Origin of the sequence: Arthrobacter sp. GMC3, assembly GCF_002929305.1 — a bacterium.
Lineage (GTDB): Bacteria > Actinomycetota > Actinomycetes > Actinomycetales > Micrococcaceae > Specibacter.
In genome coordinates, this window is record NZ_PJIO01000009.1 from 68,330 (window position 1) to 93,300 (window position 24,971).

At 63.5% G+C, this 24,971-nt stretch carries 25 protein-coding genes; 4 read left to right on the forward strand and 21 right to left on the reverse strand.

All coding sequences use genetic code 11. The features are described from left to right. Positions 1–39: 39 nt before the first annotated feature. From CXQ94_RS14920 to CXQ94_RS14970, 11 genes are all read right to left on the reverse strand, one after another. Positions 40–1,731, reverse strand: coding sequence for a ribonuclease J (locus CXQ94_RS14920; protein ID WP_104091371.1), 1,692 nt, complete (start codon positions 1,729–1,731; stop codon positions 40–42). A gap of 2 nt (positions 1,732–1,733) precedes the next feature. After that, positions 1,734–2,639: a 4-hydroxy-tetrahydrodipicolinate synthase gene (dapA, locus tag CXQ94_RS14925; RefSeq protein ID WP_104091372.1), complete on the reverse strand. Its 906-nt coding sequence runs from the start codon at positions 2,637–2,639 to the stop codon at positions 1,734–1,736. 93 nt (positions 2,640–2,732) lie between these two features. After that, a complete protein-coding gene (locus tag CXQ94_RS14930) occupies positions 2,733–3,545 on the reverse strand; it encodes an alpha/beta fold hydrolase (RefSeq protein WP_104091373.1) in 813 nt (270 codons plus the stop codon). Then, positions 3,545–4,558: a GDSL-type esterase/lipase family protein gene (locus CXQ94_RS14935; protein ID WP_219817059.1), complete on the reverse strand. Its 1,014-nt coding sequence runs from the start codon at positions 4,556–4,558 to the stop codon at positions 3,545–3,547. The genes CXQ94_RS14930 and CXQ94_RS14935 overlap by 1 nt, the downstream gene beginning before the upstream one ends. A gap of 5 nt (positions 4,559–4,563) precedes the next feature. After that, complete coding sequence (locus CXQ94_RS14940; RefSeq protein WP_104091522.1) at positions 4,564–5,046, reverse strand: hypothetical protein; 483 nt, start codon at positions 5,044–5,046, stop codon at positions 4,564–4,566. A 13-nt stretch (positions 5,047–5,059) separates the two neighbouring features. Then, entirely contained in the window at positions 5,060–5,818 is a 759-nt protein-coding gene (gene dapB, locus CXQ94_RS14945; RefSeq protein ID WP_104091374.1) for a 4-hydroxy-tetrahydrodipicolinate reductase, read from the reverse strand. 66 nt (positions 5,819–5,884) lie between these two features. Beyond that, positions 5,885–6,358, reverse strand: coding sequence for a molybdenum cofactor biosynthesis protein MoaE (locus CXQ94_RS14950; RefSeq protein WP_104091375.1), 474 nt, complete (start codon positions 6,356–6,358; stop codon positions 5,885–5,887). Further along, positions 6,348–6,848, reverse strand: a complete 501-nt coding sequence (locus CXQ94_RS14955) for a molybdenum cofactor biosynthesis protein B (RefSeq protein WP_104091376.1) — start codon at positions 6,846–6,848, stop codon at positions 6,348–6,350. Before CXQ94_RS14955 ends, CXQ94_RS14950 begins: the two co-directional genes overlap by 11 nt. Next, positions 6,845–7,375: a cyclic pyranopterin monophosphate synthase MoaC gene (moaC, locus tag CXQ94_RS14960; protein WP_104091377.1), complete on the reverse strand. Its 531-nt coding sequence runs from the start codon at positions 7,373–7,375 to the stop codon at positions 6,845–6,847. The genes CXQ94_RS14955 and moaC overlap by 4 nt, the downstream gene beginning before the upstream one ends. After that, positions 7,363–8,670: a gephyrin-like molybdotransferase Glp gene (gene glp / locus CXQ94_RS14965; RefSeq protein WP_104091378.1), complete on the reverse strand. Its 1,308-nt coding sequence runs from the start codon at positions 8,668–8,670 to the stop codon at positions 7,363–7,365. The genes moaC and glp overlap by 13 nt, the downstream gene beginning before the upstream one ends. A 115-nt stretch (positions 8,671–8,785) precedes the next feature. Next, positions 8,786–10,357, reverse strand: coding sequence for a molybdopterin-dependent oxidoreductase (locus CXQ94_RS14970; protein ID WP_258067110.1), 1,572 nt, complete (start codon positions 10,355–10,357; stop codon positions 8,786–8,788). Between the two features lie 146 nt (positions 10,358–10,503). Here CXQ94_RS14970 and moaA point away from each other — a divergent pair, with 146 nt between their 5' ends. Beyond that, positions 10,504–11,586 carry a GTP 3',8-cyclase MoaA gene (moaA, locus tag CXQ94_RS14975; protein WP_104091523.1) on the forward strand — a complete coding sequence of 361 codons (1,083 nt, stop codon included), beginning with the start codon at positions 10,504–10,506 and terminating at the stop codon, positions 11,584–11,586. A gap of 2 nt (positions 11,587–11,588) precedes the next feature. Continuing rightward, positions 11,589–11,858: a MoaD/ThiS family protein gene (locus tag CXQ94_RS14980; RefSeq protein WP_104091380.1), complete on the forward strand. Its 270-nt coding sequence runs from the start codon at positions 11,589–11,591 to the stop codon at positions 11,856–11,858. 91 nt (positions 11,859–11,949) lie between these two features. Here the strand turns inward: CXQ94_RS14980 and CXQ94_RS14985 are convergent, their stop codons facing one another. The 8 genes from CXQ94_RS14985 to truB all read right to left on the reverse strand — a co-directional run bounded on the left by CXQ94_RS14985 (position 11,950) and on the right by truB (position 20,337). Continuing rightward, on the reverse strand, positions 11,950–13,314 hold the full coding sequence (locus CXQ94_RS14985; protein ID WP_104091381.1) for a pitrilysin family protein: 1,365 nt from the start codon (positions 13,312–13,314) through the stop codon (positions 11,950–11,952). Positions 13,315–13,317: 3 nt separating this feature from the next. Further along, a complete protein-coding gene (locus tag CXQ94_RS14990; protein WP_104091382.1) occupies positions 13,318–15,558 on the reverse strand; it encodes a polyribonucleotide nucleotidyltransferase in 2,241 nt (746 codons plus the stop codon). A gap of 330 nt (positions 15,559–15,888) precedes the next feature. Next, positions 15,889–16,158 carry a 30S ribosomal protein S15 gene (rpsO, locus tag CXQ94_RS14995; protein WP_062290695.1) on the reverse strand — a complete coding sequence of 90 codons (270 nt, stop codon included), beginning with the start codon at positions 16,156–16,158 and terminating at the stop codon, positions 15,889–15,891. Between the two features lie 167 nt (positions 16,159–16,325). Further along, positions 16,326–17,264 (reverse strand): bifunctional riboflavin kinase/FAD synthetase, encoded by a 939-nt coding sequence (locus tag CXQ94_RS15000; protein ID WP_104091383.1) that lies wholly within the window; start codon positions 17,262–17,264, stop codon positions 16,326–16,328. Between the two features lie 58 nt (positions 17,265–17,322). Further along, a complete protein-coding gene (locus CXQ94_RS15005) occupies positions 17,323–18,555 on the reverse strand; it encodes a GNAT family N-acetyltransferase (RefSeq protein WP_181034240.1) in 1,233 nt (410 codons plus the stop codon). 11 nt (positions 18,556–18,566) lie between these two features. Then, positions 18,567–19,001, reverse strand: a complete 435-nt coding sequence (locus CXQ94_RS15010) for a hypothetical protein (RefSeq protein ID WP_104091385.1) — start codon at positions 18,999–19,001, stop codon at positions 18,567–18,569. Next, entirely contained in the window at positions 18,998–19,402 is a 405-nt protein-coding gene (locus CXQ94_RS15015; RefSeq protein WP_104091386.1) for a hypothetical protein, read from the reverse strand. Before CXQ94_RS15015 ends, CXQ94_RS15010 begins: the two co-directional genes overlap by 4 nt. Next, entirely contained in the window at positions 19,399–20,337 is a 939-nt protein-coding gene (gene truB, locus CXQ94_RS15020) for a tRNA pseudouridine(55) synthase TruB (protein ID WP_104091387.1), read from the reverse strand. The genes CXQ94_RS15015 and truB overlap by 4 nt, the downstream gene beginning before the upstream one ends. A gap of 127 nt (positions 20,338–20,464) precedes the next feature. Between truB and CXQ94_RS15025 the strand changes: the two genes are divergently transcribed. Together CXQ94_RS15025 and CXQ94_RS15030 are read left to right on the forward strand one after the other, a co-directional pair. Continuing rightward, a complete protein-coding gene (locus CXQ94_RS15025; RefSeq protein WP_104091388.1) occupies positions 20,465–21,217 on the forward strand; it encodes a hypothetical protein in 753 nt (250 codons plus the stop codon). Between the two features lie 258 nt (positions 21,218–21,475). Next, positions 21,476–22,591, forward strand: coding sequence for a ScyD/ScyE family protein (locus tag CXQ94_RS15030; RefSeq protein ID WP_104091389.1), 1,116 nt, complete (start codon positions 21,476–21,478; stop codon positions 22,589–22,591). Between the two features lie 42 nt (positions 22,592–22,633). Here CXQ94_RS15030 and CXQ94_RS15035 read toward each other — a convergent pair whose 3' ends face one another. Continuing rightward, on the reverse strand, positions 22,634–24,211 hold the full coding sequence (locus CXQ94_RS15035) for an arylsulfotransferase family protein (protein WP_104091390.1): 1,578 nt from the start codon (positions 24,209–24,211) through the stop codon (positions 22,634–22,636). A gap of 143 nt (positions 24,212–24,354) precedes the next feature. Next, a complete protein-coding gene (gene rbfA, locus CXQ94_RS15040; RefSeq protein ID WP_104091391.1) occupies positions 24,355–24,789 on the reverse strand; it encodes a 30S ribosome-binding factor RbfA in 435 nt (144 codons plus the stop codon). Positions 24,790–24,971 lie beyond the last annotated feature (182 nt).

A 24,971-nucleotide genomic window follows, 5' to 3' on the forward strand; every position in this document is an offset into this window, starting at 1 on the left:
GGCAACATCAACAACTACTCCCCGTTCGACGGATGACGGCTACGCTTCCAGGACCACCGGGATGATCATGGGGCGCCGGCGAAGCTTCCGGTTGACCCAGTTGCCGATGACCCGGCGCACCACCTGCTGGAGCTGGTGCGTGGTGTGTTCGGGGCTGTTGATCACCGCTTCCTCCAGGGCCGCGGCAATCTTCGGCTTGATCTCATCAAACACCGAATCGTCCTCGGCCACACCGCGGGCGTGGATGTCCGGGCCGGTGACAATCTTGCCGGTGGAACGGTTCACCACGGTGATGATGGAGATGAAGCCCTCATCGCCGAGCGTCCGGCGGTCCTTGAGGTCCTGGTCGGTGATCTCCCCGACGCTTTGGCCATCCACGTACACAAAACCACATTCAACCTGGCCCACAATGCGGGCCGTACCGTCCACGAGGTCAATGACGGAGCCGTCCTCGGTGAGCAGGATGTTCTCCACCGGAACCCCGGATGACTGCGCGATCTTCGCGTTGGCAATCAGGTGCCTGGTCTCCCCATGCACCGGCATCACGTTCTTGGGGGTAAGGATGTTGTAGCAGTACAGGAGCTCGCCCGCGGCCGCATGGCCGGAGACGTGCACCTTGGCGGTTCCCTTATGGATGACGTCGGCGCCCAGTTTGAGCAGCCCGTTGATGATCCGGTACACGGCGTTTTCATTGCCCGGGATCAGCGAGGAAGCCAGGATGACGGTGTCGCCTTGGCCGACTGCGATCTTGTGGTCCCCGTTGGCCATTCGGGACAGCGCGGCCATGGGCTCACCCTGTGACCCGGTGGACATCAGCACCACTTGGCCATCGGGCAAGTTGTCAACGTTTTTCATGTCGACCAGCACGTCTGCCGGGACATTCAGGTACCCCAGTTTTTCGGCGATGCCCATATTGCGGACCATGGATCGGCCCACGAACGCGACCTTGCGGTGGTGCATCACTGCGGCGTTAAGTACCTGCTGGACGCGGTGAACGTGGGAGGAGAAACTGGCCACGATGATGCGCTTCTCGGCCTTGCCAAACAATGCCTCCAGGGTGGGCCCAATCTCGGCTTCGCTGGTGGTGAAGCCCGGGACGTCAGCGTTGGTGGAGTCCACCAGGAACAGGTCAACCCCTTCCTCGCCCAAGCGGGCAAAGTGGCGCAGATCCGTGGTTCGGCCATCCAACGGCAGCTGGTCCATCTTGAAGTCGCCTGTGTGCAGCACGGTTCCGCCGGCGGTGCGGATGAACACGGCCAAGGCGTCCGGGATGGAGTGGTTGACGGCAATGAATTCGCACTGGAACGGGCCCAGCTGCTCAACCTGCCCCTCCTTGACTGTCAGCGTCCATGGCTTGATACGGTGCTCCATCAGCTTGGCCTCGATGAAGGCGAGCGTCAGTTGGGAGCCGATCAGCGGGATATCGTTGCGCAGGCGCAGCAGGTAGGGGACGGCGCCGATGTGGTCCTCGTGGCCGTGGGTAAGCACCACGCCCACCACGTCCTCAAGCCGGTCCTCAATGTAGGAGAAATCAGGCAAAATGACGTCGACGCCGGGCTGGTCCTCCTCCGGGAAAAGCACCCCGCAGTCGACGATGAGCAGCTTGCCGTTCATTTCAAAGACGGTCATGTTCCGGCCGATTTCGCCGATGCCGCCCAGGGGCACAATCCGCAAAGTGCCCGGCTCCAGGGTTGGCGGGGTGCGCAGTCCTGGCTCAATCGCAGCTGTCATCGTTAGTATTCCATTCCAGCTTCCGCAAGGTCAGCCTTGATCATGGCGATCTCGGCCTCGCCCGGTTCCACGAGGGGAAGCCGGACCACCGAGTTGGACAGGATTCCCTGCCACTTAAGAATTTGCTTGACAGCTACAGCACCCTGGACGTGCCCCATGGCGGCCCTGATAACCGGGTCCAGCTCAAAGTGGAAGCGGCGGGCCGTGGCAAAGTCCCCGGCCGCTGCCGCGTCGATGAGCGCACGGAACTGCTTGGGGGCCACGTGGGCGCTCACACTGACAAGTCCGACGGCGCCGGCAGCCATCAGCGGCAGGGTCAGTCCGTCGTCGCCGGAGTACACATCGAGGTCGGTGTTGGCCATGACGCGGGTGGTCTCAGCGAAGTCGGCCTTGGCATCCTTCAGGGCGAGGATGCGCGGGTGGTCGGCCAGCTTGATGATGGTTTCGGTGCTGATGGCGACGCCGGCCCGGCCGGGGATGTCATAGAGCATCACGGGCAGCTCGGTGGAGTCGGCGATGGCCTCGAAGTGGGCCTGGATACCGGCCTGGCTGGGCTTGTTGTAATACGGGGTGACGATGAGCAGGCCGTGCACGCCAAGGGCGGCCGCGCGCTGGGACAGGCTGATGGAGTGGCGCGTGTCATTGGTGCCGGTGCCGGCAATGACCTTGGCCCGGTCGCCCACGGCCTCCAGGACCGCGGCGAACATACCCAGGTTTTCCTCATCGGTCAGGGTGGAGGTCTCACCGGTGGTGCCTGTGACAACCAGTCCGTCGCAGCCGTCGTCGACCAGCTTCTTGGCAAGGTGCGCTGCCTGCTTGTAATCCACTTCCCCGTCGGCGGTGAAGGGGGTGACCATGGCGGGCACCAGTGTTCCGAAGGGACGATTGTTAATATCAGAGGCAGACATAGCTAAAACGTTACCTGCTCGGCCATGATTTTGTTGAAAGCACGCAACGGTGACTGTGGGTTTGCATGACCCTTCGCCTCCGGCCGCGGCCGGTCAGTGATTGGCGGGCATGGCCGGGTTCGCTGCCAGGAAGGGCAGCCACTGGGACAGCACCGGCGCGGCGGGTGCCAGGGTGGTGCCATGGGCGCGCCCGGGCAGTTCCACCAGCGTGGCGTTGGGCATCAGCTCGGCGGCGCGCCGGGAGTCCGCCAGCCGCGCCGGATCCTGGGTCCCTGCCATCAGCAAAGCAGGGATGTTGATGGCGGCCACGGTGGCCTCTGCCAGGGCCGGTTCGGCCTCGGTTTGCCGGAAATAGGCCCGCAGCGCTATCGCGTCGTTAGCCAGGAAGGCCGCCCGGGTCTGCGGATCCAGGGGGTGGCCTATGCGCCGCTCCCAGCCGTCAACAAAGCCCGCCATTCCGTCTTGGCTCAGCGCGTCGTCGTACTCGGGGAAGAAGAGCTGCCCCACGCTGCCGGGTTGGATGCGAAAGGTGCCGCCCAGGGTGGTCAGTGACAGCAGACGTTCGGGGGCTGCCACGGCCAGTGAGTAGCCGATCCGGGAGCCCACCGAGTAGCCACCCACGTGGGCGCGGGGTGCTCCGGCCGCGTCCAGGACTGCCAGGGCGTCGGCCACCATCGCCGACATCTCGTAGGCTTCCTGGGTGGCTGGCTTGCCACTTCGACCGTGTCCGCGCAGGTCCATGGTGATGACCTGGTAGTTCTCACGGAAAGCCTTCGTGTAGCCGAAACCACGCCAGATGGCACGGCTGAGCGCGCTGCCGTGCAGCAGGAGAATCGGTTCCCCATCGCCCACCACGTCGTAGGAGAGTTCGACGCCGTCGTGAGGGTTGTGCGCGCTGTACACCATCAGCTGATGCCCGCCAGCACGGGTGCCGGGTTACCGGTCAAGGCATGCGCAAGTGCCGGTCCCAGGCGTTTGGCCATCAGGGCATAGCCGGCGTTGTCGGGGTGCAGGGTGTCGGGCATGCGCTCCAACGCCTCCTGTGGTGTCAGTACTTCGGTTCCGTCGATCAGTTGCAGCTGTGCATCCCCACGCTCCCGACGTACGGCCACCACCGCCGCCGTGGCTTGGCGGTAGTCGGCCAGCGTCCAGCCGACGGCGTTGGGCTTGTCCTCGCGTGGCAGCGAAAGCACGGGCGTGATGACCACGATAGGCGTGCCGGGATGCGAACGCCGGATGGTGTTCAGGAATCCGTTCAGGGCCCCTGCGTAGCTTCGTTCGGAGAAGGCGGCAGCGTTGTAGCTGTTGATGCCTACGCAGAGGGAGATCAGATCGGCGCCCGTTTGGGCGATCGTGTCAGCCACGGCGGGGTCCAGCTGGCATTCGCCGGCCAGGCCAAGGTTGGTCAGGCGCCACCCGTTGGAGAGTGCAACCAGGGCCGGCCAGGTTTCGGTGGGACCCTCGGCTTGTTGGCAGTGCGTGATGGAGCTGCCGTACGTCAGCCAGCGCGGTCCGGACTCGGCGGCGGCCACCACCGCTGCACCTTGGAAGGATGCCTGAGCAACGCCCAGCTGGCCGAAGTGCGGCAGCCACAGCTGCACCAGGGAGCCCGGTGCCAGCTGGCCCAGGTCCACGCTATGGCGGTGTGCGCCCGTAGCGGGAAGCCGGTGGGCGCGCTCGCCGTTGACCAGAACGTCGTAGGGCGCACAGTCAGGGCTACCAAAACCGTCAAGGGTCAGCGTGCCGCCGTCCGTGTGCCAGCCGGCCCGCACACCCGCCGCCATGGCGGCCCGGTCGGCTAGGAGATCGGTGGATGGCGGCAGGTACCCGGCCGGGTCCACCCGGGTGAAGGTATCACGCCCGTCCCCGTCCTTTTCAACGGCAAACATTCCGGACCATTGGGCGGCAACTGAAATCATGGTGCCTACGATACCTGCTTGGATGACCCGCCCCGCGCCGACGCCTGCCGGAACAGTGCGATGGCGTCGCGCATGGCTTTCCGGGCCCGCTTCCTGTCTCCGGAGGCATCATAGGCGCAGGAGAGCCGGAACCAGGAGCGCCAGTCCTCGGGTGCTGCCTCGGCCTCAAGCTTGTATTTCTCGAATTCCGCATCGGCGGCGGCGCGGACGATCCGTCCGCCGGGGGTGCGGGGCAGGGTGTCTTCGGGTAGTCCGCCCTCGGCCTCTAAGATGTTCGCCATCTTTTCGGTTCGGGCACCGAAAAGTACTTCACTGATGAGCGCCCAGGCCGCCACCAAGGGAAGTATGAAGTAGGAGATACCTAGCAGTTTGGCGATCCAGTCCGGGTCAGCCATCAACAAGACGGCCCGCTGCATCATGACCACCATGTAAAAGACCAGTAATAGGCAGATCAGGGCTACCCAGATTTTTGTTCGTGAAATCTTCATCTTTGCCACCGGTTCAGCCTTCAAGGTCGAGGTAGCCGTCAAGGCCAACTGTCAGTCCGGGGCGGGTGCCCACGGTGCGCACACCCAGCAGCACGCCGGGCATAAATGATTCGTGGTTGAAGGAGTCGTGCCGAATGGTCAGCTGCTCCCCCGGGCTGCCCAGCAAAACTTCCTGGTGAGCGACCAGGCCGGCCAGCCGAACGCTGTGAACCGGGATGCCGGCAACAGTGGCGCCGCGGGCGCCGTCGAGCTCGGTTTCGGTGGCATCGGGGGCGTTGGGGACGCCGGCGGCGTCGCGAGCGGCGGCCACCAACTCGGCCGTGCGCAGGGCGGTGCCGGAGGGCGCATCAACCTTGCGGGGGTGGTGCAGTTCAATGATTTCCACCGACTCAAAGTACTTGGCGGCTTGGGCGGCGAAGCGGGTGGCCAGCACAGAACCCAGGGCGAAGTTGGGGGCGATCAGCACACCGGAGTTCGGGTGCAGGGCCAGCAGAGACTCCAGCGCCGCCAGGCGGTCGGCGTTCCATCCGGTGGTGCCCACCACGGCGTTGATGCCGTGCTCCACGGCAAAGCGCACATTTGCTTCGGTGGAATCCGGGACGGTCAAATCAACGATGACCTGGGCGCCCAGTTCCAACAGCTGGTCCAAGGAGTCGCCGCGGCCCAGTGCCGCCACCAACTCCAAATCGGGTGCAGCGCCGATGGCTGCAACGGCGGCCGTTCCCATTCGTCCCTTGGCGCCAAGCACGGCCACCTTCAGCATTTCACTCATGCCTTCAAGAATACTGGCCTTCGGGGCTGTTCTTTTCCCGCGTCGCTGACCGGCTCACTGATCACATCACTGTGCGGGTCCGGCTTGGGGCATGGCTCCGGCGCCTACCCATTCAACCGTTCCATCGGTGAAGAACTGTTCCTTCCATAGCGGAACCTCGGCTTTGATCCGTTCCACGAGTGCCGAACAGACCTCGAACGCCTCGGCCCGGTGCGATGAGGCCACGGCGCAGACAAGGGCCGGTTCCCCGATTTCTAGGGGGCCCACCCTGTGGGCCACCCAGATGCGCACAGGATGTCCATCGGGGTCGGCAACGCTGGCACTCAGCGAGGTGACCACGTCATTGAGCGCCTTTTGGGCCAACGGATGCGCACTGTAGCTGAGCCGGGTAACCTGTTTGCCGCCGTCGTGGTTGCGCACCACGCCGCTGAAGCTGACCACGGCGCCGGCGCGCTCGGATTCCACGGCGGCGATGGCCTCATCGACGGAGATCGGGGATGCACTCAATTGGGCGAAAACTACCGCGTCGCTAGTGCCCATGGCCGCCTTTCAACTGCTCGCAGAGGTGTTTGATGATCGGGTCCAGCACGGCCAGCCCGTCCATGACACCGGACGGTGACCCTGGCAGATTCACGATCAGGGTGTGCCCGTTGCTGCCGGCATAGCCGCGGCTCAGCGCGGCCAGGGGCGTCTTGGCCAGTCCGGCGGCGCGGATCGCCTCCATGATGCCAGGGATTTCCCGTTCCAACAGGGGCCTTGTCATTTCTGGCGTCTCATCGGTGGGGCTCAGCCCAGTGCCGCCACTTGTTAGCACGACGGCGGGGCGCTGGCTCAGCAGCGCACGTAGAGCTGCGCCTACGGGGGCTCCGTCGGGGACCACGATCGGGGCGCTGGTATCAAAGCCTTGTTCGGCCAGCCAATCGGCGATGATGGGCCCGGTCTTGTCCTCGTAGACGCCCAGGGCGGCGCGGGTGGAGGCGATGACCACACCGGCCGAGCCTAGCGAGTTGGCCGGTTCGCAGGCGCTCATGCCCGGTTCTCCTGTTCGTCCGGGGCAGCGCTGGGAACGGCCCAGTCGCCGCTCTTGCCGCCGCTTTTGGCCAGCACCTGGATGCCGGAGATTACGGCATGCTTGTCCACCGCCTTGATCATGTCGTACACGCTCAAGGCCGCAACGGACACCGCAGTCAAGGCTTCCATCTCCACGCCTGTCACGCCACGGGTCTTCACGGTGGCCATGATGGTCACGGCGCTGAGGCCGAGCTCAAAGTCGACTGTGACCTTGGAGATGGGCAGCGGGTGGCACAGCGGGATCAGCTCCGGGGTCTTCTTTGCGCCCATGATGCCTGCCACCCGGGCTACCGCCAGCGCGTCGCCCTTAGGCAACTCACCGGCGCCCAGCAGAGCCATGACGGCGGCGGTGGTGTGCACGGTTCCGGTGGCGGTGGCCTCGCGGGTGGTCACGGCTTTGGCTGACACGTCCACCATTTGGGCGGTGCCATCGTGGCGCAGGTGGGTTAATGACGGGGAGGCTTGGGATTCAGTCACAGAAGCCATACTTCCACCTTTGCCCCTGCGTGGAGCTCGGTGACGCCCGCGGGGATGTGGATCAAGGCGTTGGCCTGCGACAGCGCCCCCAGCAAGTGCGACGACGGTCCCCCCACTTCCCGCACCGAGGAGGCCGACTCGTAGCCTGGTCCTTCGTACACCCCGCGCCGAATCTGGTGTTTTCCCGCCGGTGAGCTCATGGCGTGCGTCAAGGTGGCAAGGACCCGATACCGGGGCGCCGGGGCGCCGGTCAGTGCGGTCAACGCCGGGCGCAGGAACAGCTCGAAGGACACCACGCCACTGACCGGGTTGCCCGGGAGGCCAAGGAACGGTACCCCTTTGTAGCTGCCCAGTGCCTGCGGTCCCCCGGGTTGCAGGGCCACATGAACAAACTCGACCGCGAGTCCCGCCAACGCCTGTTTCACCACTTCGTAGGCGCCCGCACTGATCCCACCGGTGGAAATGATCAGGTCCACGGAAGGATGCGATGAACCGTCGGGATGCACCTGCCGGACAACAAATTCGTCCAGGACTTCAAGAAGCGCGTGGGGCTCGTCGCGGACTACCGGCGCCACCACAACCTCCACGCCAGCCTGGAGGAGATTTGCCCGCAGCAGCGCAGTGTTGGCATCAAAAATCTTGCCCACGGGCAGGCCGCCGGCCGCTCGCGGGTCACCCGGCAGGAGTACCTCGTCCCCGGTTGTCACCAGCAATACGCGCGGCTGGCGGCGGACCCGCAGATTCGTGCAGCCCAGCGCCGAGGCAAGGCCAACGTGTCCGGCGTTGAGAAGGGTGCCAGCGGCGACGGCGACGCTGCCCTGCTTCAGGTCGCTGCCCTGGGCGCGGACGAAAGTTCCTGCCCTGGATGCCGGAAGTGTCACGGTCTGGCCCTCCTTGAGAAACTCGGCCGGCTCAGCTTGCTCCACGGGGACCACGGCGTTTGCACCGGTGGGCATCATGGCACCGGTCATGATGGGGGCTGCAGTTCCGGGCACTAGGGCCGCGGGCAGGGTGCCAGCGGGGATGCTAGCAGCCACCGCAAAAGTGGTTGATTGTGCAAAATCAACCGTTTCCGGGTGACTTGCGGTGAGTGGGGCCGCAATGGCGTAGCCGTCCATCTGTGAGTTGGCAAAAGGTGGCAGATCCATCGGAGCAAGGAGGTCCTCGGCCAGCACCCGCCCCACGGCCAGTGTTAGCGGGACCCGGACTCCGGCGTCGTTCTGCAGGGCACCGTCCTGACCGTTCCAGGCCTTTGCCAGTTCTTCACGCACGGCAATTTCATGCTCAACTACTGTTCTGCGCATGGGGTCCTCCCGGTTCAACGCCTGAGCGTCAACATTTTTCTCATCATAGCGGCGCAGCGATCAGTGGACCGCCGGCCTGAGCCCACCTGGTATTCGGCGGGCATCCGCGGCTGGTCTACCGGCTCGAGAATTGGATGGTGTGGAATCCGCTGGCGCCGTTCGGGGCCGGTGGCGCCACCTCCGAGGTCTGGAGCACACCCGAACCATCGACCGCCCGCACCTTCAGCTCATGGTTGCCGGCGCCGGTCGACAGCGTCACCTCCCATTGCACCCAGGTGTCCTTGTTCAGCGCGGCAGCCAGCGTGGCCTCCTGCCAGGCGCCACCGTCGAGCTGGACTTGAACAGCCGAGATGCCCCGCTCCGGCGCCCAGGCAAGCCCGGCCGCCGTCGTGGATCCGGTGGACGTCGTGGCTCCGGAACGCGGCACATCAATGCGGGATGCAATCTTGATGGGCCCCATGGCGTCCCACCCCAGCGGGACCCAATAGCCTTGGTCGGCGGCAAAGGTGGTGACTTTGAGGTCCTCTAGCCATTTGGTGGCCGAAACATAGCCGTAGAGCCCCGGCACAATGAGCCTGGCCGGAAACCCGTGGACCAAAGGAAGTGGTTCCCCGTTCATGCCCACGGCGATGATGGCGTTGCGCGCATCCGTCATGGCTTCCAGCGGCGTGCCCGCAGTGAAGCCGTCGGTGCTGCGGGAGAGAACCATGTCAGCACCCGGCTTGACTCCGGCCTCGGCCAGCAAGTCCCGCACCGGCCAGCCCAGCCACCGGGCGTTGCCCACCAAGTTGCCGCCCACTTCATTGGAAACACAGCCAATAGTCACGTAGGTTTCCACCATCGGTTTTGCCAGGAGTTGGGCGAAATTGAGGGTGATTTCTTTCTCCACCATCCCGGTCACTGTTAGCTGCCACGTATCCGAGTTCACGGTTGGAACCACCAGTGCCGTGTCGATCCGGTAGAAGTTGTTGGCGTCGATGATCAGTGGGGTGATCCCGTCCACGGCAAGTTCGGCTGCCGCAGGCACGGCTGGAGCGGGCGTCACGGGTCGTGGCAACTTCACTTTCGCCCGGAGATCGGCCACCACCACGGCGGACTGGCGGACGATGACGGCGGCGCCTCCGGCGATGACCGCGACGGCGGCGCCCATCCCCATGTACGCAAGGAATGACCGGCGCGTGGGTCCGTGACCCGGGTGGGCCGTTGCCGACCCCGCAGGGTGGGTGGTGCGTTCTCCCGCAGCGGCTGCTGCGAAACCGGTCCGCAGGAAAATTGTCGATACTCGAGACAGCAGCAGGATGCCTACGATTGCGGCAACGACCGGAGCCACATATGACAGGGTCGCCGTGGTGGGCGCCATGGCAACGGCGAGGATTCCCACCACGCCAAACAGGCCGATCCCCAGCTGCCCGAGGCCGCGCCGGGCCCGTTCGAGCAGGCCCACCACCCCGGCGAGCAGGGCCATGACCACCACCATTGAGACCAGAAGCATCATCTTGTCGTGGGTGCCGAAGAGGTGAATCGCCCATTCCTTCACTCCCCCTGGGAGCAGGCCGATCACTGTTTGCCCCACAGCGCTGACGGGCGACGCCGACGGGCTGATAAACGCGGCAATCAGTTCGCCGACCGCCACGCCCACACCTACACAAACAATCCCTGCCGCTGCCCAGTATCGACGCGCTTCCATGGCACCCTTCCCGTTACGGCCACGAGATACAGCTGGCCCGGTGAACACCATTCTAGTTTCGCTGGTCCAACAAAGCTCCGGCGCACGCCCAAAAGCCGGCGATGGCGTAGCGTTGGACCATGGATACCGAACCCGTACTACTTGGCATGCCGGAAGTTCCACCGCCGGCCGGGCGTAGCGGGCGGCCCGACGCAACGGGCCAGGGCCTGATGGACCAGTTTGGCCGGGTTGCCACGGACATGCGCCTTTCGCTGACGGACAAGTGCAATCTGCGCTGCACCTATTGCATGCCGGAGGACGGGCTGGACTGGCTCAAGAAGGACAAGGTCCTGACCGCCCCGGAAATAGTCCGGCTGGTGGGTCTGGGTGTGGACCGGCTCGGTGTGCGTGAGCTTCGGCTGACAGGCGGCGAGCCGTTGGTCCGCGCTGACCTGGTGCAGATCATTGCCGCATTGCGCCGCAATCACCCGGCACTGCCCATCTCCTTGACCACCAATGGTGTGGGGCTGGCGAAGAAGGCACAGGCGCTGGCCGACGCCGGGCTGACCCGGCTCAATGTCTCCATGGACACGCTAAACCATGACGCCTTCTTGCAGCTAACCCGCAGGCCCTTCCTCGACCAGGTTTTAGCTGGAATTGAGGCAGCCGCGGCCGCTGGCCTGCGTCCCATCAAGGTCAACGCTGTGTTGCTTCGCGGCGTCAACGACGGGCACGGCGCCGAATTGTTGGCGTGGTGCCTCGAGCGCGGCTACGAGCTGCGTTTCATTGAGCAAATGCCCCTGGATGCCGACCACGGATGGACCCGCGAGGGCATGATCACCGCGGCGCAAATACGTGAACTGCTCAGCGACGCCTTTGTGCTCACACCAGACCCGCGCTCACGCGACGGCGCGCCGGCCGAACGCTTTGAGGTTCGGCGCCACGGATCGCCTGACCTGTTGGGCACCGTGGGCATTATTGCCTCGGTTACCGAACCCTTCTGTGCCGACTGCCGCCGCACCCGGATCACGGCCGAAGGCAAGGTCATGAGCTGCCTGTTCTCCCGAACGGAGGTGGACCTGCTGCCCCTGCTACGTGCAGGATCGGCGCAGTCCGACGACGACGCCGTCGCGGCCCGCTGGCAGGACGCCATGTGGGCGAAGCCGAAGGCCCACGGCATGGGTCACCCGGGACTGGGCGACGTTGACTTTGTCCAGCCCGATCGCAGCATGAGCGCCATCGGAGGATGAGCATGAAGGTACGATTTTTTGCCGCCGCCGCCGCTGCCACCGGCGTCGAGGAACAGCAGGTGGATCTGGCCGGAAGTGTGGTCACGCTGGCTGACTTGTCAACGTTGCTCGTGACAAGCTATCCGGATTCGGCCTCATCAAGTACTCCCCCGCTGGCGGAGATCCTGACTCGCTGCAGTTTCCTCGTCAACGAAGTCTCCACCCGTGACCTGACCGTGGCGCTGAAGCCGGGCGACGTCGTCGACGTCCTTCCCCCGTTCGCCGGCGGCTAGGCCGTTAAACGAGTTTCGCGCCCGTTCCCCGTTTTCGCTACCACGGCACTTGTAGCGAAAACGGGGAACGGGCGCGAAACTGACCAGGTGCTTACAGTGCCAGGCCGAAAGTCTCGGATTCCTTGAAGGGCCCGACGACGGTGATGGTCCGCGGGGAGGCGGCCAGGTCTCGGGCCAGCTCCTGAACCTGTTCGGCGGTGACCGCGCGGATGCGGCTCAGGGTCTCGTCGATGTCCAGGAATTCCCCGGAAACCAGCTCGGAGCGGCCCAGCCGGGACATGCGCGATCCGCTGTCCTCCATGCCGAGCACGATGCCGCCGGAGAGTTGGCCCAGGGCCTTCTTCAGCTCGGCGTCGGTGACTCCGTCGGCGGCCAGCTTCTCCAGTTCGTCCACCAGCAGACCAATAACCTGGCCCACCTTCTGCGGGGAACATCCGGCGTACATGCCGAAGTAGCCGGCGTCGGCGTAGGAGGAGGCGAAGGAGTAGGTGGAGTACACCAGGCCGCGCTTTTCGCGGATCTCCTGGAACAGACGTGAGGACATGCCCCCGCCCAGGACGGAATTGAGCACGCTCATCACATAGCGGCGGGGATCCGTGGCCGTCAGTGACGGGCAGCCCAGGATAACGTTGGCCTGTTCCACCTTACGGTTGACCACGTGCAGCCCGGCGGTGCCGGTGATGACGGCGGCCGTGCCGTTGCGGCGGGGAGCCGGTGCCACGCCGTCGTCCAGGGACCAGCCTGCGGTGCGCAGTGCGGCAAGGACCAGCTCACACACGGCCTCATGGTCAAGACCACCGGCGGCGGTGATAACAAGTGTTTCGGGGCGGTAGTGCTTTTGGTAGTGCGCCCAGACGGACTCACGCGGAACAGCCTTGATGGCGTCCGGAGTGCCGCCAATGGGGCGCCCCAGGGCGTGGTCGCCGAGAACGGCGGCCACAAAATGTTCATGGGCGACGTCGGTGGGGTCATCGCTGTCCATGGCGATTTCTTCCAGAATGACGTCGCGTTCCTGCTCCAGCTCGGCCGGGTCAAGCACGGCGGAGGTGACCATGTCAGCGATCACGTCGATGGCCATGGGCAGGTCGGTGTCAAGGACACGTGCGTAGTAGCAGGTGCTTTCCTTGGCCGTGGCCGCGTTCGATTCGCCACCCACCTCGTCAAAGGCGGAGGCGATTTCCAGCGCGGTACGGCGTCGGGTTCCCTTGAACAGCAGGTGTTCAAGGAAATGGGTTGAGCCGTGTTGGCCCTCGGTTTCATCCCGAGAGCCAACACCAACCCAGAACCCAATTGTCGCGCTTCGCTGCCCTGGCATGGACTCGGTCAGGACTCGCACACCCCCGGGCAGGACCGAGCGGCGCACTACGGCACCGCCCGGCGTGCCCGAGATGAGTGTGGAATCGGCTGAGGCCAGGCCGTCGGCGGCGGAGGTCAGCGGCAAAAGGGTGATAGCCATGAATTACTCAGCAGCGCCTTCGGTAACGGTCTCTTCGGAAGCGTTCTCGTCCTCGGCAACAACCGGGGAGAGTGAGAGCTTGCCGCGGTCATCGATCTTGGTGATTTCCACCTGGATCTTCTGACCGACGGAGACGACGTCGTCGACGTTGTCTACGCGCTTGCCATTGGCGAGCTTGCGCAGCTCGGAAATGTGCAGCAGACCATCCTTGCCGGGCGTGAGCGAAATGAACGCGCCAAACGTGGTGGTCTTAACAACTGTGCCCAGGTAACGCTCGCCGATTTCAGGAATCTGAGGGTTGGCGATGGCGTTGATCGCTGAACGAGCGGCGTCGGCAGACGGTCCGTTCGTAGCACCGATGTAGACCGTGCCGTCATCTTCAATGGAGATGTCAGCGCCGGTGTCTTCCTGGATCTGGTTGATCATCTTGCCCTTGGGCCCAATGACCTCGCCGATCTTGTCCACGGGGATCTTGACCGCGATGACGCGAGGAGCGAACTCGGAGAGTTCATCCGGTACGTCGATGGCGGCGTTCAAGACGCTCAGGATGTGCAAGCGGGCTTCGCGGGCCTGCTTGAGTGCTGCAGCCAAAACAGAGGCCGGGATGCCGTCGAGCTTGGTATCCAGCTGGATGGCCGTGACGAACTCGGAGGTACCTGCAACCTTGAAGTCCATGTCGCCGAAGGCATCTTCGGCGCCGAGGATGTCGGTGAGGGCTGCGTAGCGGGTCTGGCCGTCAACCTGGTCGGAGACCAAGCCCATGGCGATACCGGCAACGGGTGCCTTCAACGGGACACCGGCGTTGAGCAGCGACAGGGTCGATGCACAAACGGAACCCATGGACGTTGAGCCGTTGGAGCTCAATGCCTCAGATACCTGGCGGATGGCGTAGGGGAACTCTTCACGCGTCGGCAGAACCGGCATGAGGGCGCGCTCTGCAAGGGCACCGTGACCGATTTCGCGGCGCTTGGGCGAGCCCACGCGGCCGGTTTCACCGGTGGAGTACGGCGGGAAGTTGTAGTTGTGCATGTAGCGCTTGCGCGTTACCGGGCTCAGCGAATCAATCTGCTGTTCCATCTTCAACATGTTCAAGGTGGTGACACCCAGGATCTGGGTCTCGCCACGTTCGAAGATGGCGGAACCGTGCACGCGGGGCAGAACTTCAACCTCGGCGGTGAGCTGGCGGATGTCCGTCAGGCCACGGCCGTCGATGCGGATCTGCTCGGTGAGGATTCGCTGGCGGATGACGTGCTTGGTGACGGCACGGAAAGCAGCGGAAAGCTCCTTCTCGCGACCCTCAAAGCTTGCGGCCAAGGCGGCAATGGTCTCGTCCTTCAACGCGTCGGAGGCGTTGTCGCGGTCCTGCTTATCGGCGATGGAGAACACTGCGGCCAGCTTGGTGGCTGCGGCGGACTCGACGGCGGCGTAGGCGTCATCCTGGTAGTCAAGGAAGACGGGGAACTCAACGGTGGGCTTGGCGGCGCGTGCAGCCAAATCTGCCTGAGCTTCACACAGTGCCTTGATGAACGGCTTTGCCGCTTCCAGACCCTCAGAAACAACCTCTTCGGTGGGGGCCTGGTGGCCCTGTTCCTTGATGAGCTTCCAGGAGTTGTCGGTTGCTTCGGCTTCAACCATCATGATGGCGACGTCGTCACCGGCAACTCGGCCGGCAACAACCATGTTGAACACGGCGTTTTCCAGCTCGGAGTGCTTCGGGAAGGCAACCCACTGGGGGCCCTTGCCGTCGTCGATCAGGGCAACGCGAACGCCACCGATGGGGCCGGAGAACGGAAGGCCGGAGAGCTGTGTGGACATGGAGGAGGCGTTGATGGCCACCACGTCGTACAGGACGTCCGGGTTGATTGCCAGAACCGTGACAACGATCTGGACTTCGTTGCGCAGACCCTTCACGAAGGCCGGGCGCAGCGGGCGGTCCATCAAACGGCAAGCCAGGATGGCTTCGGTTGAGGGGCGGCCTTCGCGGCGGAAGAAGCTGCCCGGGATGCGGCCAGCGGCGTACATGCGCTCTTCCACATCAACGGTCAGCGGGAAGAAGTCGAAGCCTTCACGCGGGTGCTTGCCGGCCGTGGTGGCCGACAACAGAACGGTGTCTTCGTCGATGTAAACCATCGCGGCGCCAGCTGCCTGCTGGGCAAGGCGGCCAGTTTCAAAGCGGATAACGCGCTTGCCGTAACGGCCGTTGTCAATAACGGCCTCTGCGTACTGAATCTCGGGACCCTCCATAGAGAGTCACCTCCATTTCTTTGTAGGTGTACTTACAAACTTGGCCAGGAAGTTGCCCGCCACCATCCCAGACACTCCACCGAGTCCTGCTGTGGAGGGCTGTACTACACCCGGTCTTCGATCGAGGTCCACGGATACAAGCCACTAAGGCTTCTCCCGGAGACCACTACCGAGGACCGCGAATGCGCGGCAGTCGGGTCAATTTCAGTGCTCAAGATTTTGTGCCAGACGCGCAAGCGCCGGGCATCATGATCGTATCAACACTGTTTGTGTCAACACTGTGAAAGGCGGCCTCCCCCAAAGATTGGGAGAGGCCGCCTCACGGTCCTACTAGCGACGCAGGCCGAGGCGCTCGATGAGCGTACGGTAGCGTGCAATGTCGGTGTCCTTCAGGTAACCGAGCAGACGACGACGGCGACCAACCAGGCCCATGAGGCCACGGCGGGTGTGGTGGTCGTGCTTGTGCATCTTCAGGTGTTCGGTCAGGTCTGCAATGCGTCGTGAGAGCATAGCCACCTGAACCTCAGGCGAACCAGTGTCACCTTCGCTGGTTGCAAATGCCTGCATGATTTCTTGCTTTACAGCGGCTTCAAGTGCCACAAGTAACTCCTATGATGTGCCGTGAACGTGGTGTCAAAGTACTTTTGAAAATTCAAGAGCACAGCGGAATCCAGCCACCACGGACTGCAGCCGGATTCAATGCCTTAGTTTACGGCAGTCAACGCCGTTAAGTCGAAGCGGGGTGAGCAAACACTCATCCGGTGGCACTACAAAATCTGGCGGCTTTCGCGCACGTCCTGGTGCATTTGCGCAATGAGCGCTTCCGGGCCGGTGTACGCCACCATGCCGCGGAGCCGTTTAACGAACTCCACCACCACGTGCTGGCCGTAAAGGTCGAACGCCTCCACCGGTTCTTCGGGTCGGTCGATGACGAAGGCCTCGACCTGCCGGCTGACACCAACAAAGGTCGGGTTGGAGCCCACTGAGATTGCTGCGGGCCACCGGTGTCCCTGCTCATCGACCAGCCAGCCGGCATAGACGCCGTCGGCCGGGATGCTCCCGCACGCGTCTGGGGAAAGGTTCGCCGTCGGAAATCCCAGGACCCGCCCCCGTGCCGCGCCATGCACTACTTCCCCACTCATGCTGTGCCAGCGGCCCAGCACCTGCGCGGCCGTGTCAACGTCGCCCTGATTCAGGGCTTCACGTACCCACGTCGAGGACCAGCGGCGGTCATGGCCCTCATCGTCAACCACCACGACGTCGAACCCCAGCTGGGCGCCCAGGGTCACCATGGTTGCCAGGTCCCCTGAGTTGGCCTTGCCGAACCGCACGTCGTGGCCCACCACAACGGTGCAGGCGCCGAGGGTCTCGACGAAGACGCTACGCACAAACTCTTCGGGAGTTTGAGCGGCGAAGTCCAAGGTATAGGGAACCACCAGGACGGCGTCGAGGCCTATTTGTTCCATGGCAGCAAGCTTGTCCGCCAGTCCCATGATCTGCCCGGGGGCGGAGTCGGGGCGGTGCACCAGCGCCGGATGCGGGTCAAAGGTTAGGGCAACCGACATGGCATTGCGGCTCGCAGCAATATCGCGCACTTGCCCCAGCACGTGCTGGTGTCCGCGGTGCAAACCATCAAAGTTTCCGAGAGTGACCACGCTGGGGCCAAAACCGGACGGAACTTGATCCAAGGAGTTCCAAATGTGCACTGCTGTTCCTCACCAATTCCCTACGTGGCTTATTGCCTGTGGAAAGACTTTTTCAAGGTTACCGCGTCAGCGGTGCTGGTCCGTCCCAGGGGGCAAGCGGCGCGCGCTCGTCACCGGCAGCCAGGGAAAGAATCCAACGGTCGGACGGCGTTCCGCGGTCGTTGTAGTCGCCACGAATCTCCCCTTCGAAGCGGAAGCCGAGCTTCCAGGCCAGTTTGCGGCTGCCCCAGTTGGGGACAAGTGCGTGCCAATGCAGGTAGCTAAGGTTCAGCTCATTGAAGGCATACTCCGCCAACAGCCGGACGGCCTTTTCGGCAGCCCCGGTACCGCGGGCGTCGGGACCAAAGTTGATGCCGATGGAGGCGGCGCCAGGGGTTTTGCACTGCAAGTCCACGGTGCCCAGGAGGTGATCTGTGACGGCATCGGCCACGGCAAAGGTCAGTGTTTCCCTGCTGCGCCAGCCGTCTGCGGTGATGGTGTTGATGAAGTAGTCTGCGTGTTCGCGGGTGTAGCCCAGCGGAACCGTTGTCCAACGCACAGCATCCAGGTTGACGCAATTAAGTACCAGCTGCTCCGCGTCTGCCTCCTGCAACTCTCGAAGGACCACCGAGCCGTCGCTCAGGCGCGGCACCACCACAGCCACCTCGATGGCGTCCTCGGGAGCCGATACTTCGGCCCGTTTTCCGTCCACATGATCCTGCCACTGCTTAGCGGTTTGGGTGAACATCCAGCCGTCGGCAACCTTGCCGTCAACGTGCCCGAATCCGGGAATCTCGGCGGCCAGGACAAATCCTGAGCCTAGGGCTAGTTTGCGGCTTGGTTCATTGCCAGCCGTGGTCCGCCAGTGCAAAATTTCCAGGCCCAGGGTGCCAAAGGCGTAGCCACACAGCAACGCCACGGCGCCTGCGGCATGGCCGTGGCCCCGCCCGGCTTCTGCGAGCTTGATGCCAACAGAAGCGCTACCGCCACCTTCCGCGGGGCGGAAGACGGACTGCAGGCTGACGGTGCCAACTATTCTCTCCTCAGGCGTGCCGGATCCTGCAGCCGCGACGGCAAAACGCAACGAGGAGCCGGTGGACCACCCGTCGGCGATGTCGCCCTCAATGAGTCCGGCAGCGTCCTGCTCCGTCATCGTGGCATCCGAGCCCGCCCATTTGACGTTGAGCGCATCCCGGTTGATCGCCGCATACACCTGTGCGTCTGCGGCTGTGAACCGGCGCAGGGAGGTGCGCCCATCACTCAAGGTGGGGTTCGGCGTCGTACCGCGCGATGACCCGGCAACTTCGCTCATGACAGGAACGCTCATTTCGCGGTGGCGGTGCGGTGCCGGTACAACCACCACAGGCCGACGATGGGCAGCAGGAGCGGAATGTAGCCGTAGCCCTTGCCAAACATGCTCCAGACGGTGGCGTGCGGGAAGGCTTGGGCGTCGAAGAGGCTCAGCGCGCCGACGGCCAGGACGCCCAGGAGTTCAATGCAGATGGCGGCGGCGGCAATCCTGGCCCACGTGCGCCCCGGCTTGGCCAGCGAAATAGTGGCCACAATGTACACCACGGCGGCGAATGCCGACAGCAAGTAGGCCACCGGCGCCTCACCGAATTGGGTTGCGATTTGGTAGCCCGCGCGTGCGCTGGCGGAGATGGCAAATACGCCGTAGACGGTGATCAGGAGTCGGCCGGCACCCGAGGTTCGCCCGGGCGTCACCTGCTCGGTGGCGGTGTTGAGGGTGTTCTTCATGATCCAATTCCTTGTTGCAAGCCTTGCACCGAGAGTCCGGTGCCATACCAAATTTGCGCCATCCGCGCCATCATGACCACCACCGTCACACCCACGGCGCTCATGACGTAGTTGGACCAGAACGTCCGTTCCATCATGGCCCAGTAGAAACCGGCCACGGGTAGGGCGGCGGCCGTGAACATGTAGCCCCAGAACTCCCAGGTCTCGCCCATAATGCTCGCACCCATGGCCAGTCTGATGATTGAGGCTACGGCGTACACCACAATGAAAAGTTCGACGGCGGCCAGGGACACCAGTGTGAGATCGTTGGGTTTCTTTTTCATCACCGCCGCGACGATACAGATGATGGTCGAGGCGAGACCCACGATCATGCCGGCGATGAACCAGCCATCAACGGTCATGAGTCGGATTCCTGATCTGCCGTCGGGGCAGGCGTCGGATCAGGCGGAAAGACCAGGACGGGCTTGGCATGTTTACCGGCGTCGGCCAGCAGCGCAACGAGCGTGCCATCGGGGGAAAAGGCGGCCGCCGGGTTTTGGGCGGTGTGGAGACCTTGCTCGCTGGCTGGGATACGGCGGCCGAAGGAAAGTTCGGTGGCTTCCTCGGCGGTCAGTTCACGAACTGGCATGAGGGCGCGGGCGGCGTCGGCAATGTCCAGAATCTCCAAGTTCTCGGCCAACTGCTCCAGGGTGCGCGCCTGCTCCAGGCTGTAGGGTCCCACGCTGGTGCGGCGCAGCGCCGTCAGGTGTCCGCCCACGTTAAGGCCAGCACCAAGATCGCGCGCCAGGGCCCGGATGTACGTGCCCGAGGAGCATTCAACGGTGACATCCACGTCAATGTACTCAAGGCCCGATTCATGGTGTCCACGGCGAATCTGGTGGACGTCAAAAGAATGGATGGTCACCGGGCGCGCGGCCAGCTTTACTTCTTCGCCGGAGCGCACCCGGGCGTAGGCGCGCTCACCGTTGACCTTGATGGCACTAACACTGCTGGGCACCTGGCTGATGGCGCCGGTCAGGGCGGTAATCCCAGCCCGGATAGCGTCGTCGATAACCGCCGTCGTGCTGGCGGTGTGAGTAACTTCACCCTCGGCGTCGTCGGTGACGGTGGTGGCACCCAGGCGCATGGTGGCGTCGTAGCTTTTTGAGGTGCCCACAATGTAAGTCAGTAGCCGGGTGGCCTTATTGACGCCAACCACCAAAACTCCCGTGGCCATGGGGTCTAAGGTGCCGGCGTGGCCCACTTTTCGGGTCCCCGCCAGCCTTCGCATTCGGCCAACCACATCGTGGCTGGTCCATCCCTGCGGTTTGTCAACAATTACCAGTCCAGAAAGCACTTTTGAAGTATATCCGGCCTACGAGGCCCGAATGGGCACTTGTCCCCATCGTGAGGCCCGCAGAGATTCGCTATCATTTGAAAAGATAGTTATTAGCTCATCGCACATCACTCACTTTGGGGTCTCCATGAAAACAACGTCCACTTTGTCGCGCAAAAAAACACTTGCCGTAGTTGGCGCAAGCGCAGCCCTTCTCGTCACCTTGAGCGCCTGCATGCCGCCCACTATTGAGGTGACCAAGCCGTCCTCGCAGGCCTCCTCGGCGCAGACAAGTAGCTCCGCCGCTGAGCGGGCCAGTGATGAGAACACGGCCTCCACCAAACCCACTACCGACAAGGCGGCAGCTGCCCCCGGAAATCTGACAGCCCCAGGCACGGCCATGAAGTTTGGCGAGGTTGCCGTGGCTCAAACCAACACTGGTGCGCAGGGCAGCGAAAAGTACCGCGAAGCCACCTACGACATGGCCGTGACGAAGATCGTAGCCGGCGCCGAGGCTGATTTGTCGGAGTTCAAGGACGCCGCCAAGTTTGCCGGCCAGACGCCGTACTACGTTTTCACGGACTACAAGCTGACCGCGCTCAGTGCCCCCACGGCCGGCATCAGCCAGCCACGCGTCACCGGCCACCTCAAGGACGGAACCGAGGCGCAGAAGCTGATCGTGTTCGGCACCATGGACCAGTGCAAAAGCACCAACTTCAAAACCGAAGGCAAGGACGACGCCTTCACGCTGCTGGTTGGCTCCAGCATGACCAGCTGCACGGTCTTCCTGGCGCCGGCCGGCGACGCCGTCACCACCACTTCCATGGACGGATCGGGCTTCATCACGGCGGACTACAAGGACAATAAGTTCCGCAAAAACCCCCTCACCTGGGGCAAGTAGCTCTCCACTAGCGCCCGTTGCCGCGCCTTCGGTCAAAGATTTTTATTGACCGGGGGCGCGGCGCTGTTTTAAGCTGGGGCCACTCGCCGTGCAGTGTCGCAGGCGTAGTTGTACGGAATTCTGATTCTGGGGGCGAATCCAGTCCACCCGCTAAAGGGTGCCCCGTTCCCTTGCCAGCGATTCGCACCGCATGGCGGCTACGGGTTCGTTTGATCAACCAGCCCGTCATCACCGGGCCCTCCCACTAAGGGAAAAACTATGAGGTCAAGATTGGCAGCCTCCGCTGCCGCATGCGTTATTGCCATGTTCCTGACTGCTGGGCCAGCCCTGGCCCACACATCAAATCAGTCAGGCGACCGGCACGGCCACAACCCCCAACCCTCCCCCGTTACTGAAGTTGCCTCCCAGCTGATCAGCCCCCTGAAGGTGGCCTTCGGTCCCAACGGCAGCTATCTGGTGGCGGAGTCCTTTGCCGGTCAGCTCACCAAAATTTCAGCAAAAGGCGAGAAAAGTGTTGTGGTCAGTGCCCCCGGACAAGAAATCGCCGGTGTTTCGGTCGGTTTCGGCACCACCTACTATTTCAACAACGACCAAGGCTCGGGACCGGAACCGGGAGCGGAATTGCTCCCGGCCAGGCTCATGAGCATCGACTACAAGGGCAAAACCCGCACCATCACGGACTTGAGCAAGTTCGAGGCAGCCAACAATCCCGACGGCAACACTGTTTACGGTGTTCGCGACGCTGCCCCCGCTTGTCTGGCACAGGCCCCCTACCTGCAAAGCAAAGGTGAGGTCTTCTCCCACCCGTACTCAACGTCACCAACGCTGGGCGGGGTGATTGTCGGGGACGCCGGGGCAAACAACATTGTGTTCGTCTCCAACAGTGGCTATGTGAAGCTGATCAAGGCGCTGCCAGCCGAACCCATCACCATCGATGCGGGTGTGGTTGCCTTGGGGGCCCAAATGGGTATGGTCATCCCGGAGTGCATGCTGGGACTGAAATACTATGCCCAGCCAGTGCCCACAGATGTTGAAGTCAGTGGCACCTGGGTGTACTACACGGTTCTGCCAGGGGTCCCCGGTGAAAGCCTGGGCGTTGGCAAGGCCTACAGGACCAACCTCCTCACCGGCAAGACCCAGTTGCTGGCCGAAGGGCTGGCAGCTCCGACAGGGATTGCGGTTGGCTGGGACGGCACCGTCTACGTTTCCCAGTTGATGGGCGACGGCGTCAGCGTCATCAACAATGGCAAGGTCACCAATGTTCTGCCGGCGGCGATGGCATCAGATGTGGCCGTCAGTGGAAGAACCCTTGCCGCCTTGACGAACGCACTTGCCGAGACAGGCGGAAGCCTTCTCACCATGCGCCTGAAATAGCGCGCCGGCCCGGGCCCCGATGCCGGTGCCCGGGCCAGCAAGCTAGACCTTGACGACGGCGGAGCGGGAGAGAACCGCTCCGCCGCTGCCAAGGGCTTCAACGGCAACGTGGCTGGCATTGGCCACGGCGAATTGTGTTTCGAACCCCCGCCGCGGAATGGTTGAGCGAGCCGTCAAGGCGCTCTCCGAATCCCCTGTCAGGATCCGCCAGGAGGCAACATTGGTGGACCCGTTCCAGCTGACAAATACGGCCATCGAGGACCCGTTGCCCTGCAGGACGCCCACATCCGGAACCGTGGTGGGTGTTGCCGCCCAGGGGAACCTGTAGACCCGGTAGGAGGCATTGCCCAGGCCAACCGCCTCAAAGATCGCCTCGCCGTCGGCCGTGAACTCGGTAGTGGCGGGATCGGCACCCCACCCCACCAGGATGTTCCCGTTGGGCAGCACCTGAACATTTCCTTCGGCGTTGCCACGGTGCCCGGCGTTGGCGTATTCGGCCCGAAGCACCGCTGTCCGGGCCGTCTCGTCAATGGTCAAGAACAGGCCACGAGAAGTCCCTGAGCTGCCGTCGTCGTAGTGGTTGTCAAACACACTGATCTCGGTGGGAGAACGGCGCCGCCCGTCGTGCTGCCAAGCAAACGCTGCGTCGTCTGCCACAGCAAAATCGCTGCGCTTGCCGCCAAGTCGCCACACTAGATTGCCGGTGGCCCGCTCCAGCAGATACAGGGCGTGGGTGTGGCGCGCTGATACCAACAGGTGGCTGCCATCCTCGTCCACGGAATTCACATGGTACGGATCAAAGGCCTTTTCGGCGGTTGAGCCGTCCGCGGTGGGACTTGTGGCTGGTTTGAGGAAGGACTCATCGAGGCCAATCACCTCCACCGCGCTCCAATCCAGCAGCACCACCCCTGTCCGGACCACGATTTCCTGGACATGGCAGTCATACATATGGCCGTCCACCGGTCCGCCTACGGGGCTCAGATCCCGTTTGATGGTGGGGTAGGAAATCATCAAGGCCGTGCCGGCGTCCGTCAGCCGGAATTCGTGGAGATCGGCGGCCATGGAATTGCCGGTGTTGACCGTGGCAACAGATTTGTACGCGCTGTCTAAGATGATGCCGGAGCCTTGCCCATGCCCGCCGGTGCCTGTCCCCGACCAGTAGGTGAGCACAGGTTTTCCTTCAAATTCCTGCACGCGAAGATCTGTCATTCCCAGGCCCGAGGGCTCGATCCAAACAGGGACACCATCATTGTCCATGATCAGCCCGTTGGAGCCGTGGCCCTGCGGCGCAGTGAACAGTAAGCCATCAGCGGTTGGTGCCGATTTCCAGCTGCTTGCATGGGTGCAAGTCAGCTTGGTGCTGACAAAGCGTCGGTCGGGGATGGCGGTGGTTGCTGTGGGCGGGGTTGCCGATCCCGACGGCGAAGCCACAGGTGTGGTCTTGGCTGCCGGAATCACCCATCTACCGGCAGCTGTTCCTAGTGCCAGCCCTCCGACTCCCAACATGCTGGCCCCAAACAAAAAGCCCCGTCTGGTGACGGAGCCTTGCATCCAGGGCTGGTGTTCTGCACCTGCGGGTGGCTTCGCAGAGTCTTCAATGTCAACTGAGTCCTGTTCCATGCTCCATGGTAGTGACCTGGAGGTAAGGAACTCCAGAGAGTTTCCTGAATCTGGCCTGTGGATCCACTGAACGAAGAAGGGGCACGGCACCGGTCCGTGGATCGGTGCCGTGCCCCTGCAAGGGAACACTGATGCGGAGGCTTTTAGGCCTCGGCGTCCTCGTCGTCCTTCTTGTAAGGATCTGCCTCACCGGCGAACTCGGCGTTGGCGGAGAGTTCTGCCAGCTTGGCGTCGCGCTCCTTGGCCACACGCAGCAGCGCCTCAAGGTTGGAGGCGTTTTCCGGGATGACATCCGCCACGAACTCAAGGGTCGGGGTCAGGCGGACGGTGATGTTCTTGCCAACCTCGGCACGCAACACGCCCTTGGCGCGCTCCAAACCGATCTTGGCCTCGGACTGGGCGGTCTCGTCGCCAAAGACCGTGTAGTAGACCGTGGCATGCTGCAGGTCGTTGGTGACGCGAGCATCGGTGACTGTGAGGCCCTCAACGCGCGGGTCCTTGACGCGGCGGCGAAGAGCCTCGGCCACGACAACTTTGATGCGCTGGGCCAGTTTGGCGGCGCGGGCTGAATCAGCCATGAATAACTCCTAAAGAATAAAAGGGACCGTCGACGGCGGCCGCAGCCTATAACGGTCGACAATCCGGGGTCTTGCCCCGCACTGAGGCGAGTCTACGCCGGAAGCCGGAAAATTGTGGGGGCGCCCGGGAGTGGCATCGGGCCTGCCGTAGCGCGGAGGCTCAGGACGCAAGTCCTGAGCCT

Coding starts and splice junctions, on each gene's coding strand:
- CXQ94_RS14920 (WP_104091371.1), bottom strand. CDS start 1,731: ATGACAGCTGCGATTGAGCCAGGACTGCGCACCCCGCCAACCCTGGAG.
- dapA (WP_104091372.1), bottom strand. CDS start 2,639: ATGTCTGCCTCTGATATTAACAATCGTCCCTTCGGAACACTGGTGCCC.
- CXQ94_RS14930 (WP_104091373.1), bottom strand. CDS start 3,545: ATGGTGTACAGCGCGCACAACCCTCACGACGGCGTCGAACTCTCCTAC.
- CXQ94_RS14935 (WP_219817059.1), bottom strand. CDS start 4,558: ATGATTTCAGTTGCCGCCCAATGGTCCGGAATGTTTGCCGTTGAAAAG.
- CXQ94_RS14940 (WP_104091522.1), bottom strand. CDS start 5,046: ATGAAGATTTCACGAACAAAAATCTGGGTAGCCCTGATCTGCCTATTA.
- dapB (WP_104091374.1), bottom strand. CDS start 5,818: ATGAGTGAAATGCTGAAGGTGGCCGTGCTTGGCGCCAAGGGACGAATG.
- CXQ94_RS14950 (WP_104091375.1), bottom strand. CDS start 6,358: ATGGGCACTAGCGACGCGGTAGTTTTCGCCCAATTGAGTGCATCCCCG.
- CXQ94_RS14955 (WP_104091376.1), bottom strand. CDS start 6,848: ATGAGCGCCTGCGAACCGGCCAACTCGCTAGGCTCGGCCGGTGTGGTC.
- moaC (WP_104091377.1), bottom strand. CDS start 7,375: ATGGCTTCTGTGACTGAATCCCAAGCCTCCCCGTCATTAACCCACCTG.
- glp (WP_104091378.1), bottom strand. CDS start 8,670: ATGCGCAGAACAGTAGTTGAGCATGAAATTGCCGTGCGTGAAGAACTG.
- CXQ94_RS14970 (WP_258067110.1), bottom strand. CDS start 10,357: ATGGAAGCGCGTCGATACTGGGCAGCGGCAGGGATTGTTTGTGTAGGT.
- moaA (WP_104091523.1), top strand. CDS start 10,504: ATGCCGGAAGTTCCACCGCCGGCCGGGCGTAGCGGGCGGCCCGACGCA.
- CXQ94_RS14980 (WP_104091380.1), top strand. CDS start 11,589: ATGAAGGTACGATTTTTTGCCGCCGCCGCCGCTGCCACCGGCGTCGAG.
- CXQ94_RS14985 (WP_104091381.1), bottom strand. CDS start 13,314: ATGGCTATCACCCTTTTGCCGCTGACCTCCGCCGCCGACGGCCTGGCC.
- CXQ94_RS14990 (WP_104091382.1), bottom strand. CDS start 15,558: ATGGAGGGTCCCGAGATTCAGTACGCAGAGGCCGTTATTGACAACGGC.
- CXQ94_RS15005 (WP_181034240.1), bottom strand. CDS start 18,555: ATGAGCGAAGTTGCCGGGTCATCGCGCGGTACGACGCCGAACCCCACC.
- CXQ94_RS15010 (WP_104091385.1), bottom strand. CDS start 19,001: ATGAAGAACACCCTCAACACCGCCACCGAGCAGGTGACGCCCGGGCGA.
- CXQ94_RS15015 (WP_104091386.1), bottom strand. CDS start 19,402: ATGACCGTTGATGGCTGGTTCATCGCCGGCATGATCGTGGGTCTCGCC.
- CXQ94_RS15025 (WP_104091388.1), top strand. CDS start 20,465: ATGAAAACAACGTCCACTTTGTCGCGCAAAAAAACACTTGCCGTAGTT.
- CXQ94_RS15030 (WP_104091389.1), top strand. CDS start 21,476: ATGAGGTCAAGATTGGCAGCCTCCGCTGCCGCATGCGTTATTGCCATG.
- CXQ94_RS15035 (WP_104091390.1), bottom strand. CDS start 24,211: ATGGAACAGGACTCAGTTGACATTGAAGACTCTGCGAAGCCACCCGCA.
- rbfA (WP_104091391.1), bottom strand. CDS start 24,789: ATGGCTGATTCAGCCCGCGCCGCCAAACTGGCCCAGCGCATCAAAGTT.